Origin of the sequence: Micromonospora sp. RL09-050-HVF-A, assembly GCF_019374995.1 — a bacterium.
GTDB classification, from domain to species: domain Bacteria; phylum Actinomycetota; class Actinomycetes; order Mycobacteriales; family Micromonosporaceae; genus Micromonospora; species Micromonospora antibiotica.
The window spans coordinates 6,834,921-6,851,604 of record NZ_JAGKQP010000002.1 but is presented as its reverse complement, the minus strand read 5'-3'; the positions used below and the strand labels follow the sequence as shown (position 1 = coordinate 6,851,604).

At 73.0% G+C, this 16,684-nt stretch carries 16 protein-coding genes; 9 read left to right on the top strand and 7 right to left on the bottom strand.

Annotation, left to right across the window (positions count from 1 at the left end):
- Nucleotides 1–14 precede the first annotated feature (14 nt).
- Nucleotides 15–212: a hypothetical protein gene (locus tag J7462_RS30005; protein ID WP_219469286.1), complete on the bottom strand. Its 198-nt coding sequence runs from the start codon at nt 210–212 to the stop codon at nt 15–17.
- A 211-nt stretch (nt 213–423) separates the two neighbouring features.
- On the opposite strand from J7462_RS30005, the gene J7462_RS30000 reads away from it, so the two are divergent.
- The 3 genes from J7462_RS30000 (at nt 424) to J7462_RS29990 (ending at nt 1,463) form a co-directional block, all read left to right on the top strand.
- Complete coding sequence (locus J7462_RS30000; RefSeq protein ID WP_219469284.1) at nt 424–651, top strand: GntR family transcriptional regulator; 228 nt, start codon at nt 424–426, stop codon at nt 649–651.
- Between the two features lie 67 nt (nt 652–718).
- Nucleotides 719–946: a winged helix-turn-helix domain-containing protein gene (locus tag J7462_RS29995; protein ID WP_219469281.1), complete on the top strand. Its 228-nt coding sequence runs from the start codon at nt 719–721 to the stop codon at nt 944–946.
- Between the two features lie 289 nt (nt 947–1,235).
- Nucleotides 1,236–1,463 carry a winged helix-turn-helix domain-containing protein gene (locus tag J7462_RS29990; protein ID WP_219469278.1) on the top strand — a complete coding sequence of 76 codons (228 nt, stop codon included), beginning with the start codon at nt 1,236–1,238 and terminating at the stop codon, nt 1,461–1,463.
- 234 nt (nt 1,464–1,697) lie between these two features.
- Here the strand turns inward: J7462_RS29990 and J7462_RS29985 are convergent, their stop codons facing one another.
- Complete coding sequence (locus J7462_RS29985; RefSeq protein ID WP_219469273.1) at nt 1,698–2,009, bottom strand: hypothetical protein; 312 nt, start codon at nt 2,007–2,009, stop codon at nt 1,698–1,700.
- Between the two features lie 78 nt (nt 2,010–2,087).
- Entirely contained in the window at nt 2,088–2,372 is a 285-nt protein-coding gene (locus tag J7462_RS29980) for a hypothetical protein (RefSeq protein ID WP_219469269.1), read from the bottom strand.
- A gap of 191 nt (nt 2,373–2,563) precedes the next feature.
- Between J7462_RS29980 and J7462_RS29975 the strand changes: the two genes are divergently transcribed.
- Together J7462_RS29975 and glgB are read left to right on the top strand one after the other, a co-directional pair.
- The gene (locus tag J7462_RS29975; protein WP_219469267.1) at nt 2,564–4,804 is read left to right on the top strand and encodes an alpha-1,4-glucan--maltose-1-phosphate maltosyltransferase; all 2,241 of its coding nucleotides are present in this window, start codon (nt 2,564–2,566) and stop codon (nt 4,802–4,804) included.
- Nucleotides 4,792–6,894, top strand: coding sequence for a 1,4-alpha-glucan branching protein GlgB (gene glgB / locus J7462_RS29970; RefSeq protein ID WP_219469263.1), 2,103 nt, complete (start codon nt 4,792–4,794; stop codon nt 6,892–6,894). The genes J7462_RS29975 and glgB overlap by 13 nt, the downstream gene beginning before the upstream one ends.
- Nucleotides 6,895–6,924: 30 nt before the next feature.
- On the opposite strand, the gene J7462_RS29965 is transcribed toward glgB, so the two are convergent.
- Nucleotides 6,925–7,908: an App1 family protein gene (locus tag J7462_RS29965; protein ID WP_374197596.1), complete on the bottom strand. Its 984-nt coding sequence runs from the start codon at nt 7,906–7,908 to the stop codon at nt 6,925–6,927.
- 362 nt (nt 7,909–8,270) lie between these two features.
- Between J7462_RS29965 and J7462_RS29960 the strand changes: the two genes are divergently transcribed.
- From J7462_RS29960 to J7462_RS29945, 4 genes are all read left to right on the top strand, one after another.
- The gene (locus J7462_RS29960; protein ID WP_219469260.1) at nt 8,271–9,899 is read left to right on the top strand and encodes a hypothetical protein; all 1,629 of its coding nucleotides are present in this window, start codon (nt 8,271–8,273) and stop codon (nt 9,897–9,899) included.
- Nucleotides 9,900–9,921: 22 nt separating this feature from the next.
- Nucleotides 9,922–10,728 carry a peroxide stress protein YaaA gene (gene yaaA / locus J7462_RS29955; RefSeq protein ID WP_219469258.1) on the top strand — a complete coding sequence of 269 codons (807 nt, stop codon included), beginning with the start codon at nt 9,922–9,924 and terminating at the stop codon, nt 10,726–10,728.
- 95 nt (nt 10,729–10,823) lie between these two features.
- Entirely contained in the window at nt 10,824–11,492 is a 669-nt protein-coding gene (locus J7462_RS29950) for a hypothetical protein (protein ID WP_219469255.1), read from the top strand.
- 170 nt (nt 11,493–11,662) lie between these two features.
- Nucleotides 11,663–12,565, top strand: a complete 903-nt coding sequence (locus tag J7462_RS29945) for a TAXI family TRAP transporter solute-binding subunit (protein ID WP_219470843.1) — start codon at nt 11,663–11,665, stop codon at nt 12,563–12,565.
- A 1-nt stretch (nt 12,566) separates the two neighbouring features.
- On the opposite strand, the gene J7462_RS29940 is transcribed toward J7462_RS29945, so the two are convergent.
- The 3 genes from J7462_RS29940 to J7462_RS29930 form a co-directional block, all read right to left on the bottom strand.
- A complete protein-coding gene (locus J7462_RS29940) occupies nt 12,567–14,024 on the bottom strand; it encodes a HAMP domain-containing sensor histidine kinase (protein WP_219469252.1) in 1,458 nt (485 codons plus the stop codon).
- A gap of 10 nt (nt 14,025–14,034) precedes the next feature.
- The gene (locus J7462_RS29935; protein WP_208569033.1) at nt 14,035–14,691 is read right to left on the bottom strand and encodes a response regulator transcription factor; all 657 of its coding nucleotides are present in this window, start codon (nt 14,689–14,691) and stop codon (nt 14,035–14,037) included.
- A 159-nt stretch (nt 14,692–14,850) separates the two neighbouring features.
- Entirely contained in the window at nt 14,851–16,605 is a 1,755-nt protein-coding gene (locus J7462_RS29930; RefSeq protein ID WP_219469250.1) for a CDP-glycerol glycerophosphotransferase family protein, read from the bottom strand.
- Nucleotides 16,606–16,684 lie beyond the last annotated feature (79 nt).

The window sequence follows — 16,684 nt, the reverse complement described above, 5'->3', positions numbered from 1 at the left end:
CCGACCCGTCCCGCTCACCGCAAGACCCCCACCACGAGCAGCACGAGTACGCACACCGCGACCGCCACGCCGTAGGCGAACCGCCGCCGACGCACCGCCGCGCGGCGCGGCCGGACCGGCACCGGCACCCGGTCGCCGTCGGGCAGCGGAGCAGGGCCACCCGGGACGTGGTGCGCGGTCCAGGGCGGTCGGTCAACGGGCCGTTCTCGCATCGAAGCTCCCTTGGGATCAGTGGTATCTGGATGCCGGGCAAGGCGATCGACCAGAAGTAGCCATCTGCCTTGCCCGGCAGCGTGCGCCCCGTCGCCGAACGGAGAGCGTCACACCCATCACGCTAAGTCTCATTGATACCTAAGTCAACGATGAGGTTGAACGGGGTGAGGTGGCGTGGTCGAATCGGGGCTGCCGAACGGAGACAAGTCCATGACCATCCCGATGGGCTATCGGAAGATAGCCGCCGATCTTCACGCCCGCATCAAGCAGGGCGAGTACCCACCAGAGAGCCGGCTGCCCTCTTACGCCGAGCTGGCCCAGCTCTACTCGGCAAGCGTCTCCACCGTCCAACGAGCCGTGATGCTCCTGCAAGTCCAGGGGATCATCGTTGGCGTCCAAGGGGCCGGCCTGTACGTAGCCGAGGCTCCACCCACCTGAGTCACCCAGGGTCCACACCAGGTCGCATTCGGTGAGATCATGTTCAGTCTCCCGAAAGGCGGTCCCCGTGCCCCGCAAGCCCGTGTACGAGCAGGTTATTGACGACATCGTCGCATCGGTCCGCAGCGGCATGCTCAAGCCCGGCGACAGGCTACCCACGATCGCTCAGTTCGCCCAGCAGTACAGCTCTTCCGACTACCCGATCAGGCGAGCCCTCTGGATTCTGGATGAGCGGGGCTGGATCGAGGTACACCAGGGCAAGGGATCGTTCGTGGCGCCCAAGCCCCCCGCCTAGGGCGGCGAGCGTTGTTGGATACCGGAACCCCGGGGATTTGTCGGCCCGGACGCTGCGACGCCTCGGCGGGAGTATCACTCTCCAGAAGGGCGTATGACTGTCCGGCATATTTATGCCGGACAGTCATACGCCCCTCCAACAAGAACATGGTCAGACGGAGTCGGGTCCATGAACACCCCGACGGGCAACGGAAGACGGCCACCGAGGCACCAGCCACACGACTCACCCAGGGTCCACGTCGAGTCGCAGTCAGTGAGATTTTGGTCAGCCTGACGAAAGGTGGTCACCGGTGCCCCGCAAACCCGTCTATGAGCAGATCATCGACGATGTCACCGCGTCGATCCGCAGCCGCATGCTTCACCCCGACGACAAACTGCCGTCCATCGCCGAACTATGCGAGCAGTACCAGTCGAGTGCCTGGCCGGTCCGCTTCGCCCTGCGAATCCTGGAGGAGCGGGGCTGGATCGAGGTACACCAGGGCAAGGGGTCGTTCGTCGTACCGAAACCACCCGCTTAGCCCGGCGAACGCCGCTGGCCCCCGGCAGGGGAGATCCGCGCTCACGAAGACCGTTTGCCCGGCTGGCAGGGACATGCCAGCCGGGCACACGTGTCTCCGGACAGGTGACGCGGGGAGGGGATCCGACGCGGGGCAGGCGCCTGAGAGGGGGCAGGGACCTACCGCACGGCTGGGCCGCGTGCAGCACCGCCGGAGAGCTACAGGCGGGACGGATGCCCGCCGCAGCGGGGAGGGCTACGAGCAGGGTCGGACCCAGGCGGTGCTGACCCAGCCGTTGGTGTCGCCGCTGTCGTTCCACAGCGAGACGTGGTAGCGGCCGTTGGCTTCCTGCGCGGCGAACATCCGGGTGTTGTAGCCGACCGAGTGGGGCCACTTCGTGGTCGACGAGGTGCTGTCGACGAACACGGACAGGCTGACGGCGGTGGAGCACTTGCTGTACTGGTAGTAGGCCGCCTGGGCGGCACCACCGGTGGCCACGGCCGTGCCGAGGCTGGTCAGGGCGGTCACCGCCAGGAGGGCGAACACGCGCTTACTGGTCGTTCTCACGGGGTACCTCCGGGTCGTCAGGTGTGGTGGGCGCGGAGCCGGGTCGGCGTCACGGTCGGCGCCGTACGGCGGCCGGGCTCAGCAGGGCCGGACCCAGGCGGTGCTGACCCAGCCGTTGGTGTCACCCGAGGTGTCCCAGAGCGAGACGTGGTAGCGGCCATTGGCTTCCTGTGCCGCGTACATGACGTTGTTCCAGCCGATCGAGTGCGGCCACCGCGTGGTCGACGAGGTGCTGTCGACGAAGAAGGAGAGCGAGACCGCGTCGGAGCACTTCCGGTACTGGTAGTAGCCGGCCTGGGCGGCCCCACCGGGAACCGCGACCACCGCGAGGCCGACGATCATGGCGCTTGCCAGGAGGGTCACTGCGCGGGATTTGAGCCGTTTCATCCTACCTCCAGATCATGATCTGTCGATTGACCCGGCCGACCATACACACGCGGTGATCGGCCCGCAACGCCACGTGTCCGGAGCTGGGCGAACGTCCGACGGGGCGTCGGCGGGAGAAGGGGACGCTTGATTGAGCGCGAAGGGATCTCGCACAGTAGGTTGAGCGGGTGAGCGGACGGTTCCCGATCGAAGACGTCTCCCCTGTCGTCGCCTGCGGTCGCTACCCGGCCAAGGCGGTGGTCGACGAGCTGGTGCCGGTGTCGGCGCGCGCCTACCGGGAGGGGCACGACGCCCTCGGCTGCAACGTGGTCTGGCACGGCCCCGACGGTGTGACCCGCCCGTTCACCCGGATGCGGCCCGGCGAGCCGGGGCAGGACCGGTGGCACGCCACCATCCGGCCGGACGCCGTCGGCGAGTGGACCTTCACCGTCGAGGCGTTCCAGGACCCGTACCTGACCTGGCAGAACGCGGTGACCAAGAAGGTCGCCGCCGGGCAGGGCGCGGCCGAGCTGGCCAACGACCTGGCCGAGGGCGTGCGGGTGCTGACCGCCGCCCTGGAGCTCGTACCGGCCGGCGACGTCGGGCGGGTCGAGGCGGCGGTGGCCGCGCTGGGCGACAAGGAGGCCGAGCTGGCCCGCCGGGTCGCCCCGGCACTGGACCTGGCCGACCTGCTCTGGGCCCACCCGGTGCGGGAACTGGTCACCACCGGCACCCCGCACCTGCTCTGGGTGGACCGCCCCCGGGCGCTCTTCTCCGCCTGGTACGAGTTCTTCCCCCGCTCCGAGGGCGCGGTCCCGGCCACCGTCGACGCCCCGGCCCGCTCGGGCACCTTCGTCACCGCGACGGACCGGCTGCCCGGGGTCGCGGCGATGGGCTTCGACGTGCTCTACCTGCCGCCGATCCACCCGATCGGCCGGGTCAACCGCAAGGGCCGCAACAACGCGCTGACCGCCGGCCCCGACGACGTCGGCTCGCCGTGGGCGATCGGCGCGGCCGAGGGCGGCCACGACGCCATCCACCCCGACCTGGGTACGCCGGCCGACTTCCGCGACTTCGTCGCCGCCGCCGCCGAGCAGGGCCTGGAGGTGGCGATGGACCTGGCGTTGCAGTGCGCCCCCGACCACCCCTGGGTGACCGAGCACCCGGAGTGGTTCACCACCCGCGCCGACGGCAGCATCGCGTACGCGGAGAACCCGCCCAAGAAATACCAGGACATCTACCCGGTCAACTTCGACAACGACCCCGAGGGCATCCGGGCCGAGGTGCTGCGGGTGGTGCGGCACTGGATCGGCGAGGGCGTGCGGATCTTCCGGGTGGACAACCCGCACACCAAGCCGTTCGACTTCTGGCACTGGCTGATCGCCGAGGTCAAGCGCACCGACCCGGACGTGCTCTTCCTGGCCGAGGCGTTCACCCGGCCGGCGATCATGCACGGGCTCGGCAAGGTCGGCTTCACCCAGTCGTACACCTACTTCACCTGGCGCACGACGGCTGCCGAGATGCGCGAATACTGCGAGGAGCTGGTCGCCTCAGCCGACTGGATGCGGCCGAACTTCTGGCCCAACACCCCGGACATCCTGCACGAGTCCCTGCAACACGGCGGACCGCCGATGTTCAAGATCCGCGCGGTGCTGGCCGCCCTGCTCAGCCCCTCCTGGGGCATCTACGCAGGGTTCGAACTGTTCGAGCACGTCGCCCGCCCCGGCGCGGAGGAGTACCTCGACAACGAGAAGTACGAGCTGCGCCCCCGGGACTGGGCCGGCGCGCAGGCACACGGCCGCTCGCTCGCCCCGTTCGTCGCCACCCTCAACCGGGTACGCCGCGAGCACCCGGCCCTGCACCGGCTGCGCAACCTGGTCTTCCACGACATCGACAACCCGACGCTGCTGTGCTGGTCCAAGCACGACCCGGACACCGGCGACACGGTCATCGTGGTCTGCTCGTTCGACTCCCAGACCGTCCAGTGGGGCAACACCACCCTGGACATGCCGGCGCTCGGCTTCGACTGGCACGAACGGTTCACCGTGCACGACGAGCTGACCGGGGCCAGCTACGAGTGGGGGCAGCGCAACGCGGTGCGGCTCGACCCGTACCTGCAACCGGCGCACGTGCTGACGGTCCGCCGCCCGCCGACCCCGCCGGCCGAGATCCCGGCCGGCGCGGAACCGGCCGAGTTGCCGGCCGGCGCGGAACCAGCCGAGTTGACCGTGACGGAGGTGCCCGCCGAACTCTCCGGCGGCACCGCGCCCACCACCCCCGCCCCGGAGGCCGACCAGCCGACCGGCACCGCCGCGCCCCGCCCCGCCAGGGCCCGCCGCGCCCGGACCGGTGGCTCCAGGACCGGCCGTGCCCCGCACGGCAGCACCCCGACCAACCCCGCCCCGAAGGACGACCGATGGACCAGCTGATCGCCGGCGCGACGCACGACCCGCACGCCCTGCTCGGCGCGCACCCCGCCGACGGGTGGACCACGATCCGCACCCTGCGGCGGGGCGCCGGCGACGTGACGCTGCTCGTCGGCGACGACCGGCACCCGATGAAGCGGGTGCACGACGTCGGCGTCTTCGAGGCCCGCGTCGAAGGCAGCGTGCTCGACTACCGGGTCGACGTCGACGGCTGGGTCACCGACGATCCCTACCGCCACCCGCCGACCCTCGGCGAGCTGGACCTGCACCTGATCGGCGAGGGCCGGCACGAACGGCTCTGGGAGGCGCTCGGCGCGCAGGTCCGCGACGGCGGTGTCGCCTTCGCGGTGTGGGCCCCGAACGCCGGTGGGGTGCGCGTGGTCGGCGACTTCACCGGCTGGGGTCCCGACGACGGCTGGCCGATGCGCAGCCTCGGATCCAGCGGCGTCTGGGAGATCTTCGTGCCCGGCGCCCCGGAGGGGGCCCGCTACAAGTACCGCGTCCTCGGTGCCGACGGGCGGTGGCGGGACAAGGCCGACCCGATGGCCGCGTACGCGGAGGTGCCGCCGGCCACCGCCTCGGTGGTGCACCGGTCCCGCTACGAGTGGACCGACGCGCGGTGGCTGGAGCAGCGGGCCCGCCGGCAGCCGCACCGGGAACCGATGAGCGTGTACGAGGTGCACCTCGGCTCGTGGCGGCCCGGCCTCAGCTACCGGGAGCTGGCCGACCAGCTCACCACGTACGTCACCGAGATGGGCTTCACGCACGTGGAGTTCCTGCCGGTGATGGAGCACCCGTTCGGCGGTTCCTGGGGCTACCAGGTCACCGGCTACTTCGCGCCCACCTCCCGGTTCGGTGACCCGGACGACTTCCGGCACCTGGTCGACCGGCTGCACGCCGCCGGCATCGGGGTGCTGCTCGACTGGGTGCCCGCGCACTTCCCCAAGGACGAGTGGGCCCTCGCACGCTTCGACGGCACCCCGCTCTACGAACACCCCGACCCGCGCCGCGGCGAACACCCCGACTGGGGCACGTACGTCTTCGACTTCGGTCGCCGCGAGGTGCGCAACTTCCTGGTCGCCAACGCCCTCTACTGGTGCGACGAGTTCCACATCGACGGCCTGCGGGTCGACGCGGTCGCCTCGATGCTCTACCTGGACTACTCCCGCCCCGAGGGACAGTGGCTGCCCAACCAGCACGGCGGCCGGGAGAACCTGGAGGCGATCGCCTTCATGCAGGAGGTCAACGCCACCGTCTACAAGCACCACGCCGGGGTGGTGATGATCGCCGAGGAGTCCACCGCCTGGCCCGGGGTGACCCGGCCCACCGCCGACGGCGGGCTCGGCTTCGGCTTCAAGTGGAACATGGGCTGGATGCACGACACCCTGCTCTACACCGCCAAGGACCCGATCTACCGGCAGCACCACCACCATCAGCTCACCTTCTCCCTGGCGTACGCCTGGAGCGAGAACTACGTGCTGCCGATCAGCCACGACGAGGTGGTGCACGGCAAGGGTTCGCTGGCCGGCAAGATGCCCGGCGACACCTGGCAACGGCTGGCCAACGTACGGGCGCTGCTGGCGTACATGTGGGCGCACCCGGGCAAGCAACTGCTCTTCATGGGCTGTGAGCTGGGCGACGACCGGGAGTGGAGCGAGGAACGCGGCCTCGACTGGTACCTCCTGCACGATCCGGCGCGGGCCGGGGTGCAGCGGCTGGTCGCCGACCTCAACGCCGCCTACCGGGACACCCCGGCGCTGTGGGCGCAGGACACCGACCCGGCCGGGTTCCGCTGGATCGCCGGGGACGACGTCGCCAACAACGCGGTCTCCTTCGTCCGGATCGCCCCGGACGGCGCGACCCTGGTCTGCGTGGCGAACTTCTCCGCGGGCCCGCTGGAGGACTACCGGGTCGGCCTGCCGGCCGGCGGCACCTGGACCGAGGTGATCAACACCGACGCCCACCACTACGGCGGCTCCGGCGTGGGCAACCTCGGCGCGGTGCACGCCCAGGACGTCCCCTGGCACGGCCTGCCCGCCTCGGTGGCACTGCGGGTCCCCCCGCTCGGCGTACTCTGGCTGCGCCGCGACTGACCCACCCGCGCTGCACGCCGGTCGGGCAGCTCAGACCAGGCCGGCGTCGCGGAGCAGCTTCCACAGGCCGGCGCCGTCGGGGGCGGAGAGCCACTTCTGCCCCACCGGCCCCGCCGACGACGGCCGGTCGTTCGGCACGGGCAGGCTACCGGCGAGCACCGACTGGGTCGGGGAGAGCCTGCGGATCGCCACCCCGGCGACGTTCTCCGGGTGGGCGGCGGCGAACTCCCGGTAGATCTCCTGGTCGTGCTGCCCGTCGTCGCCGATCAGCAGCCAGCGCACGTCGGGGAACTCGGCGGCCAACCGGGCCAGGGTGGCCCGCTTGTGCTCCCGGCCGCTGCGGAACCAGCGGTCGGCCGTCGGCCCCCAGTCGGTGAGCAGCAGCGGACCGGCCGGGTAGAGGTGCCGGGACAGGAACCGGGTCAGCGTCGGCGCGACGTTCCACGCGCCGGTGGACAGGTAGAACACCGGGCTGCCGGGGTGGGCGGTGACCAGGCGTTCATAGAGCACCGCCATGCCCGGCACCGCCGTGCGGGCGTGCTCGTCGAGGACGAAGGTGTTCCACGCGGCCAGCATGGGCCGGGGCAGCGCGGTGACCATGACCGTGTCGTCGATGTCGGAGAGGATGCCGAGGCGCACCTCCGGGTCGATCACCCGGACCAGCGCCTCGACCGGTTCGGCGTCGGCGACCCGCAGCCGCACCGAGGCCCAGCCGGGGGCGAAGTTGGCCTTGACCATGGTGTCGACGAAGCCGCTGCGGTCGGCGCGGGCGGTGTGTACGCCGTCGCCGGCCTCGATGGTGACCTCGACATGTTTGGCGGGCAGGGTGGCGAAGCTGCGCCAGCCGCGTACCTTCTCCAGCCGGCCCTGCCGCCGGTCGGGGCGGCTGAGCAGCACCCGGCACATCACCCGGGCCCAACCGGGTGCGCCGTAACCGGCGTACGCGACGATGTTGGGCTGCCAGCCGGTGCGGCGCAACCGGCGCTCGACCAGTTGGTGCAGGGCGTCCTCGATCCGCGCGGCCCGGTGCAGGGTGGGTACGGCCAGCTGGCTCGCGGTGGTGGAGGGCACGTTGCAACCCTGCCACAGGAGTCCGGCAGCGGCCAGGCGAGCGACCAGGAGCACAGCGGGTCGAGCGCCCAGGTGGACGGCGGCGCACGCACCAGACGTCCGACGCCCCGGGCCGGGCGGAAACGAGCCGGGCCTGGCCGGACGGGAGACGGGTCGGGCCGGACGGGAAACGAGTCAGTCCGGACGGGAGACCAGTCGGGCGGGCGCGTCGGGCGGGCGCGGACCGGCAGCGGGTCGGCTGGACCGATCCGGCCCGGGAGGCCCGGCAGGCGTGACACACTCCGGTCGGGACGACGACGGGGGCGTTGGTCGTGTCGACACGTGTACCGCCCGACCGCGCACGGCTGGACCGTCCGGCGCGGGTCGCGCTGCTGCTCGGGGTGGCCGGGGTGGGTTACCGGCTGGTTCTGACCCTGCTGACGGTGCCCGCCGCGAACAGCGACGAGGCGACCTTCGGGCTGGCCGCGCTGCACATCGCCGCCGGCCGGGAACACCCGGTCTTCCTCTACGGGCAGCATTACATGGGCATGATCGAGTCCTACCTGGCCGCCCCGCTGGTGGCGCTGGCCGGACCGTCCTGGCCGGTGCTACGGCTGCCGCTCGTCGCGTTGTACGCGCTCTTCCTCTGGTTGTCGCACCGGCTGAGCCGGCGGCTCTACGGGCCGTGGTTCGCCACCTTCACCGTCGGGTTGCTGGCGCTCGGCACCGAACGGGTGGTCCGCGACCAGCTCACCGTGGTCGGCGGGCGGCCCGAGGGCAAACCGATGGTGCTGGCGATCCTGCTGATCGCGGTGGGGCTGGCGGGGCGACGGGGCCGGTGGCGGCGGCCCGGGTGGCGACGGGCGGCGGTGGGGTTGGCCGGGGTGTGCGCCGGAGCGGCGCTCTGGTCCGACTGGCTGCTCGCCCCCTACCTGGCGGTCGCCGGGGTGCTGCTGGTCTACGCCACCCGCCGGGAGTTGCTCGGCTGGTCGGGGCTGCTGCTGGTGGCCGGGTTCGCGGTCGGGGTGGCCCCGCTGGTCGGGGACAACCTGGTCGCCCCGCCGGGCGCGGACTCGTGGTCGGTGCTGCGCCAGCTCAGCGCCGGCACCGGGCCGACGCCGCCGCTGGTCGACCGGGTGCGCGGTGGGCTGCTGACCGGGGTGCCGCTGGCCACCGGCCTCTGCCAGGTCACCGGGTGCGCCCGCCGGCAGGAGTGGTTCGGGGCGCTCTACCCGGTGCTGCTGGTCGCCGCCGCCGGGCTCGCCCTGGTCGGCTACCGCCGGACCACGGGCCGGCCGACCGCCGTGCGGGTCCGGCCCGTCGCCCAACTCGCCCTGATCGCCGGTGCCGCCCTGACCCTGCTGTCGTACGTCCGCAGTCCGCCCGCCGCGACCGACCCGCTGGCCAACGCCCGCTACCTGGCGGTGGTGCAGATCTCCCTGCCGGCGGTGCTGTGGCCGCTGTGGCTGGCGGCGGCGGCCTGCTGGCGGGGCACCGTCGGGGTGGTCGGTCGGCTGGTCGGGGCGAGCGCCACGGCGGTGCTGGCCGGGTTGACCACCACCGCCGTGGTGGCGACCGGGCTGTTCCTGACGGCGCTGGACGCGCCCCGGGCCGACCAGCGGCGGGCCCGGGAGCTGGCCGACGCGGTGCGCCGGACCGGCCTGCGGGAGGTCTACGGCGACTACTGGACCTGCCACCGGTTGACCTTCGACACCGGTGAGCGGGTGGTCTGCGCGGTGCTCGACGGGCAACTCACCCCCGGGCAGAACCGCTACCGACCGTACTGGCGGCGGGTGGAGGGGGCGCAACGACCCGGGTACGTGCTGCCGGTGGACTCCCCGGCGGAGCGCCGGCTGCGGGGGCTGCTCGGGGACGGGGCCGACCCCGCCCGGCTGGTCGAGGTCGCCGGATACCGGGTGTACCAACCGGCGAGTGCCGTCCGGCCGTGGCGCTGACCTCGGCCCGTACGCTTTCCGGGTGCTCATCCTGCTGCCGCCCTCCGAGGGCAAGGCCGACGCCGGCACCGGTCGTCGGCTCGACCTGACCCGGCTCTCCCTGCCCGAGTTGACCCCGGCCCGCGAGGAGGTGCTGACCGCGCTGATGGCCCTCGGTGCCGCCGGCCGGTCGGACGGGCCCGGTGCCGCCGACGCCGCCCTGGCCGCCCTGGGGTTGACCGCCGGTCAGCGGGGCGAGCTGGCCCGCAACGCCCGGCTGGACCGGGCCGCCACCGCACCGGCCGGGCAGGTCTACACCGGGGTGCTCTACGAGGCGCTCGGCCTGGCCACCCTGCCGCCCGGGGCGCTGCGGGCGGCCCGCCGTTCGGTGCTGGTCAGCTCGGGCCTGTGGGGCGCGGTACGCCTCACCGACCGGATCCCGCCGTACCGGTGCCCGATCGGGGCGCGGCTGCCGGGGGTGGGGGCGCTGTCGGCGTACTGGCGGCGGGTGTTGTCGCCGGTGCTGACGGCGGCGGCCGGCGGCGGCCCGGTGCTGGACCTGCGGTCCGCCGCCTATGCGGCGACCTGGACGCCGCCGGCGGAGCTGGCCGCCCGGACGGTCACCGTGCGGGTGCTGCACGAACGCCGGCCGGGGGAACGCACGGTGGTGAGCCACTTCAACAAGGCCACCAAGGGCCGGCTGGTCCGCGACCTGCTGCTTGCGGGGGCCCGGCCGCGCACCGCGACCGCCCTGATCGGCGCGTTGCGTGACCTGAAGTACCCGGTCGAGGAGCAGCCGGTGACGGCGGGCCGCCCCCGTCAGGTCGACGTGGTGGTGACCGAACTCTAGGAACGCAAGATTTCCTCAAATCCGGTGCCGATGGCTGGAGGCGGGCGGACCGGCAGGCGACCGTAGGGGAACCCCCGTCGAGAAGGAGCGGTCCGATGACCTCCGAACCCCGCCTGCTCGACCGGCCGCGCCCCCCGGCGTCCCCACCACCGCTGGACTGGTTGACCCTGGCCGACGCGTTCGAGGTGGCCTGCCTGGTGCGCTGCACGCCGACGCCGGCCGTCGCCACGCACCGCCCGACACCACCCCCACCACGGGCGGTGGTGGAGTTCAACCGGGAGGACGCCGCGCTGCGGATGCGGCAACTGCTCGTCCGGCTCGGCGTCCCCGTCGAGCACGAGGTGGCCACCGGTGGCCTGCGTCGCCGCTACGAGCTGCACCGGTTGCACGTGCCGACGGCGCAGGTGCCCGGGTACACGGCGTTACGCGAGGCCGGCTGGCGGCAGGGACGGCGGGAACTGCTCGGCCCCGCCGTCGGCTCGTCCACCCCCCGGGCCGCCTGGCGGACCCGGCTCGCCTCGGCGGCCTGGCGCTCGGCGTTGCTGGCCGGCGGCCGGCACGTCCGGCGGCACATCCTCGGCATCCGGCTGGCCGACCGGGAACTGGCCGCCGTGCTGGTCCGGTCGGCGGCCCAGTTGGAGGTGCCGGCGCTGCTGCGACCGGGAACCGGCTGCCTGGTGGTCAGCGTCGCCGACGGGCCGGACCGGCTGCGGATCATGGAGCGGGCCGCGTTGGCCCCCGCCCGGCAGCCCGCCCCGGCCTGAGCGCGGCGGACGTCGAGGCGTCCACCCCGCAGCGGGCTGACCCGGCGGTCAGGCCCGGCACCGGCCGTCTGAGCTTGCGCCGAGGGCGGTGACGGCGCAGAGTGCACCGCGTGAGCCGTCGCCGGACCGGGCGCGGCCGGCGGTCCGCCTCCGCCGGCACAGCGCTGCTGATGCTGCTGGTCGTGGTGCTCGGCGGGCTGGTCGCCTGCCAGGACTCCCCCGACGAACCGGTCCGGATCCGGATCGCCACCGGCAGCCCGACCGCCGTCTACCACGCCTTCGGCCAGTCGCTGGCCACCGTCCTCAACCGCGAGATGCCCGGTGTCCGGGCCGGCGTGGTGGTCACCGCCGCCTCCGCCGAGAACGTCCGGCTGGTCGGTTCCGGTGCCGCCGAGCTGGGCTTCACCCAGGCCGACGTGCTCGACACCCACCCGAACGGCCCACCGAAGGTGCTCGCGGTGGCGCGCGTCTACGACGACCTGCTGCACCTGGTCACCACCGCCGGCGGACCGATCCGCGACCTCGCCGACCTGCGCGGACGGCGGGTCTCGGTGGGCGCGGCCGGGTCCGGCACCGAGGTCACGGTGACCCGGCTTTTGGAGGTGGCCCGGCTCGGCGGCGACCAGGTCCGGCAGGAACACCTCGGGCTGGACGACTCGGTGGCCGCGCTGCGGGCCGGCCGGATCGACGCCTTCTTCTTCTCCGGTGGCCTGCCGGTACGCGGGGTGAAGGCGCTCGCCGACGCCACCTCGATCCGGCTGGTGAACCTGGGCGAGTGGACCGAGCCGCTACGTCGCGCCTACCGGGAGGTGTACGTCTCCCGGGACATCCCCCGCTCGGTGTACGGGGTGGACCCGGTCACCACGGTCGCCAACCCCAACTACCTGATCGTCCGGGCGGACCTGCCGGAGCCCCTGGTGCGCGAGGTGACCCGGCTGCTGATGGAACGTCGGTCGGAGCTGGCCGCCGCCCACCCGGCAGCCGGCCGGATGAGTCCCCGCTCGGCGATCGCCACCACCCCGCTACCGCTGCACCCGGGCGCAGCCGCCTGGTACCGGTCCGCCAAACCCTGACTCAGCCCGCCCCGCCGGGCAGGGCGGGGACGACGGCGTCCGGCGGGGAGTCGGCGTCGGACGGGGAGCCGGTGTCCGACGGGGGGGCGATGTCGGACGGGCCGGGGAACCACAGCTCGGCGACCAGACCGCGCGGTTGACCCGGATGCATGGTGAGCCGACCATCGGAGGCGTCCACCAGCACCGCCACGATGGTCAGGCCGAGGCCGGCACCCTCGATGTTCTGTGCGTCCGGGGCCCGCCAGAACCGCTCGGTGGCCTGGTGGAGCTGCTCCGAGGTCATCCCCGGGCCGGTGTCGCGCACCTCCAGCGCGGTGCCCCCGTCGACGTGCCGGACCGCCACCGTCACCTCGCCGCCCTCCCCGCTGAACTTGATCGCGTTGTCGATCAGCGCGTCCAGCGCCTGGTCGACGGCGGTCGGCACGGTCCGCGCGTACGCCGGGCCGGACGCCGCCAGGAGCAGGGTGACCGACCGGTGCCGGGCCAGCGGCTCCCACGCGGCGACCCGGGACGCGGCCACCGCCGCCGCGTCCACGGTGACCCGTTCGTTCTGCTCCCGCTCCGCGCGGGCCAGGGTGAGCAGCCCGTCGAGGACCAGCGCCAACCGGTCGGTCTCCTCCAGGGCCAACCGGTGCTCGACCTGGCCGGCCTGGTCGGTGACGCTGGGCCCCAGCTCCTCGACCCGCAGCCGCAGCGCGGTCAGCGGGTTGCGCAGCTGGTGGCTGGCGTGCGCGACGAAGGCCCGTTGCCGGTCCATCACGTCGGACACCACCACCGCCATGTGGTTGAAGCTGGCTGCCAACCGGCGCAGCTCGGGCGGCCCCCACCGGTCCTGCACCCGGGCGCCCCGGTCCCCCTCGGCGATCTCGTGGGTCACCGCGTCCAGCTCGGTCACCGGGCGCAACACCCAACCGGCCAGCCCGAACGCGGTGGAGACACAGGCCAGCACGGCAAGCAGGCCGATCCCGGCGAGTAGCAGCCACCAGGCGGTGACCGTGCGCCGGACCTTCGCCACCGGGGTGCTGGTGACCACCGCGCCGAGCACCTCACCACCGTCGTTGATCGGCACCGCCACCACCAGCGGGCCGTCCACCCACGGCCAGACCGAGTCCGGCCCGTTGAACTGCTGCCCGGCCAACGCGCTGTCCAGCGCCGCCCGGGTGTCCCGGCCCGTACGCCAACTCGTCGACACCACCAGCGCCCGGCCGTCCCGGTCGACGACCGCGGCTCCGATGCCGTACAGCTGGTCGTAGCTGACGAGTTCGCCGGTCAACGGCCCGGCGCCGCCGCCCCGCAGCGCCGGCCCGGCCAGCGAGGCGAACCGGGTCGCGTCCGCGAGCCGGTCGGCCCGGACCCGGTCGGTCTCCCGGGACGCCAGCGTCGCCGCGAGGGGCGTCTCCAACGCCAGGAGCACCAGCACCATCAGCAGCAGGTAGCTGATCACCAGTCGACGCCGCACCGGCTGCCCCTCACTCGCCCCGGAGCCGGTAGCCGACCCCGCGTACGGTCTCCACCAGCCGGGGGTCGCCGAGCTTGCCCCGCAGCGAACCGACGTGCACCTCGACGGTGTGCCGGTCGGCCCAGGTGGTGCCCCAGACGTCGAGCAGGATCCGGTCCCGGGACACCGCCGTCCCGGGCTGGCGGGCCAGCGAGAGCAGAATGTCGAACTCCTTGCGGGTCAACGCCACCTGCCGACCGTCGACGGCGACCGTCCGGGCGGCGACGTCGATACGGACCGACCCGACCTCGATCAGGTCCCGCGCCGGCGCGGCGTGGGCCGCCCGCCGCAGCACCGCCTCGATCCGGGCCTGCAACTCCACCATGGAGAACGGCTTCACCACGTAGTCGTCGGCACCGAGCCGCAACCCGAGCACCCGGTCCCGTTCCTCACCGCGAGCGGTCACCGCGATGATGCCGAGCTGGCTGCTGCGCCGCCGCAACTCCCGGCACACCTCGGTGCCGTCCCCGTCGGGCAGGGTGAGGTCGAGCAGCACCAGGTCACAGGGGGCGGCCGAGAGCGCGGCAGCGACGGTGGCCGCGTGCTCCACCTCGTAGCCGCGGCGGGTCAGCGCCGACGCGAGGGCGGCGGCCACCCGTCGGTCGTCCTCGACCAGCAGGATGCGCACCGGTGACCCCCATTCGTCGTACGGATGACGAGCGAATGGTGGCAGAAGCACCGGCCCGCCGGAAACCACGGGGAACACGGGTCGGCCGGTGCCGGGCCGGCCAGCGAACGGGACCGGGCCCGGGACGGGTGTTCGCCCCGGGCCCCGTACCCCGTCCGGTCAGCGGCAGAGCCGGCCGATCTCCTCCTGGAACCGGTCCATCGGGTTGGCCTCGGCCGGGCCGAGCAGGTAGGTCTTCAGTTCCCGCCGGGCGTCGGTCATCGGGTCGTCGCCGGCCCGGGTCAGCGCCAGGATCTTCGGCAGCTCACCGCAGTCGCGGGAGAGCAGGTACGCCCCCCGGGAGGTGGGGAACTCGCGCCGGAACTCGTCCTCCGGCAGCCCGCTCGGGTTGGCCACCACGTACGGCCGCTGGCTCTGCACGAAGTCGGAGACCACGCTGGAGATGTCACTGACCAGCAGGTCGGTCTGGTTGAAGCAGTCGAACAGCGCGGGGACCCGGCCGGTGACCACCCGGTGCCCGGGGCCGTCCAGCGAACCGGCGTCCGGGTCACCACCGGCGGCCCGGATCAGCGACACCAGGCGCTCGTGCACCGCCTTGGCCTCCTTGGACCGGGAACCGGTCAGCGGGTGCGGCTTGTAGACCAGGCGCACCTGCGGCGAGGCGAGCACCCCCCGGACGATCCGCTCCCCCATCAGCACCAGCGAGGTGTGGTAGGGGTCGTCGTCGAGCCAGCCCTCCCAGGTGGGGGCGTAGAGGACGGTGAACGGCCGGTCGGGGGCCGTCGAGCCGAAGGTGTGCACCCCGGCGAGCTGCGGCCGGCCGATCTCCACGATGTCGTCGTCCCGGACGCCGACCGCGGCCCGCGCGTACCGCTCCCGGCCGGCCAGGCCGGCGACCCACACCTCGTCGTACACCTTGCTGTAGGGGTTGACGCTGGCCTGCTTGTCGCTGTCGCCGTGACCGACGAAGACGTGCTTCATGCCCGGCTCGCGCAACATGTGGATGTTGGCGCCGACGTTCGCCGCGTAGAGGGCGGCCCGGACGGTGCCCAGTTCGAGGTTCATGAAGTCGGGCCCGGTGGGCACGCAGATCACCGGCAGCCGGGTGTCGGCCAGCTCGAAGAACGCTTCCTTGCTGCGCATCAGCACGACCGCCCGCTGGTGCAGCGCCTCGGTCGGGGCCAGCCACATGTTGGCCTGGTAGACGTCCTTGGCCGGGCCGGCGAAGTAGAGCGCGACCTCGGGCCGGTGGTTGTCGAGCCAGCGCTGCAACACCGGCAGCACCGGACTCTTGCCGGTGCCCCGACCGCGCAGCCAGGTCACCGCGACCACCGCGCCGATCAGCGCGGCGAGCCCGGCGGCCACCGCGGCGACCGCCAGCACGGGGGTGGCGTCGACGCGGACCGCGGCGACCACGGCGGCCGGGACCAGCAGCACGTTGAGCACCGCGAGCGGCACACCGGCCAGGTTGGCGATCCAGTCCGGCGGGCGGGGCGCCGAGCGGATCGGCCCCAGCTCGATGTTGCGGACCAGGGCGGAGACGGGGTTGCGCCGGTCGATCATCGTGTTCAGGGCACCCGCGAAGACGGCGATCACCCAGACCGCCGCCGGGAGCACCAGCAGCCAGGTCAGCTCGACCCCGGTGAGCGGGACCGTGGCGGCGACCAGGAGCACGGACGCCAGGTCCCGGCTCAGTTGCCGGTAGCCCCGGTTGAGACCGACCTTTTCCAGCAGCGTGTCCGAGGGCGGCGACCAGCGGGTGACGGCGAACTCACCGACCACCGCGGCCAGCCCGGCCACGGCGAACAGGACCACCCATCCAAAGACGCCCGCGACGAGCATGACCAGGTAGAACAGCACCAGCAGTGCGCCTCGGGCGGCGGTGCCGGTGCGTTCCAGTAACGTGCCGAACAAAGGAGGACGCTCCCTACGAGGTCGTTGACGGGCGGGGCCCGGCGGTCGACGGCCTCGTCGTGCGACGGGCGTGACCGCA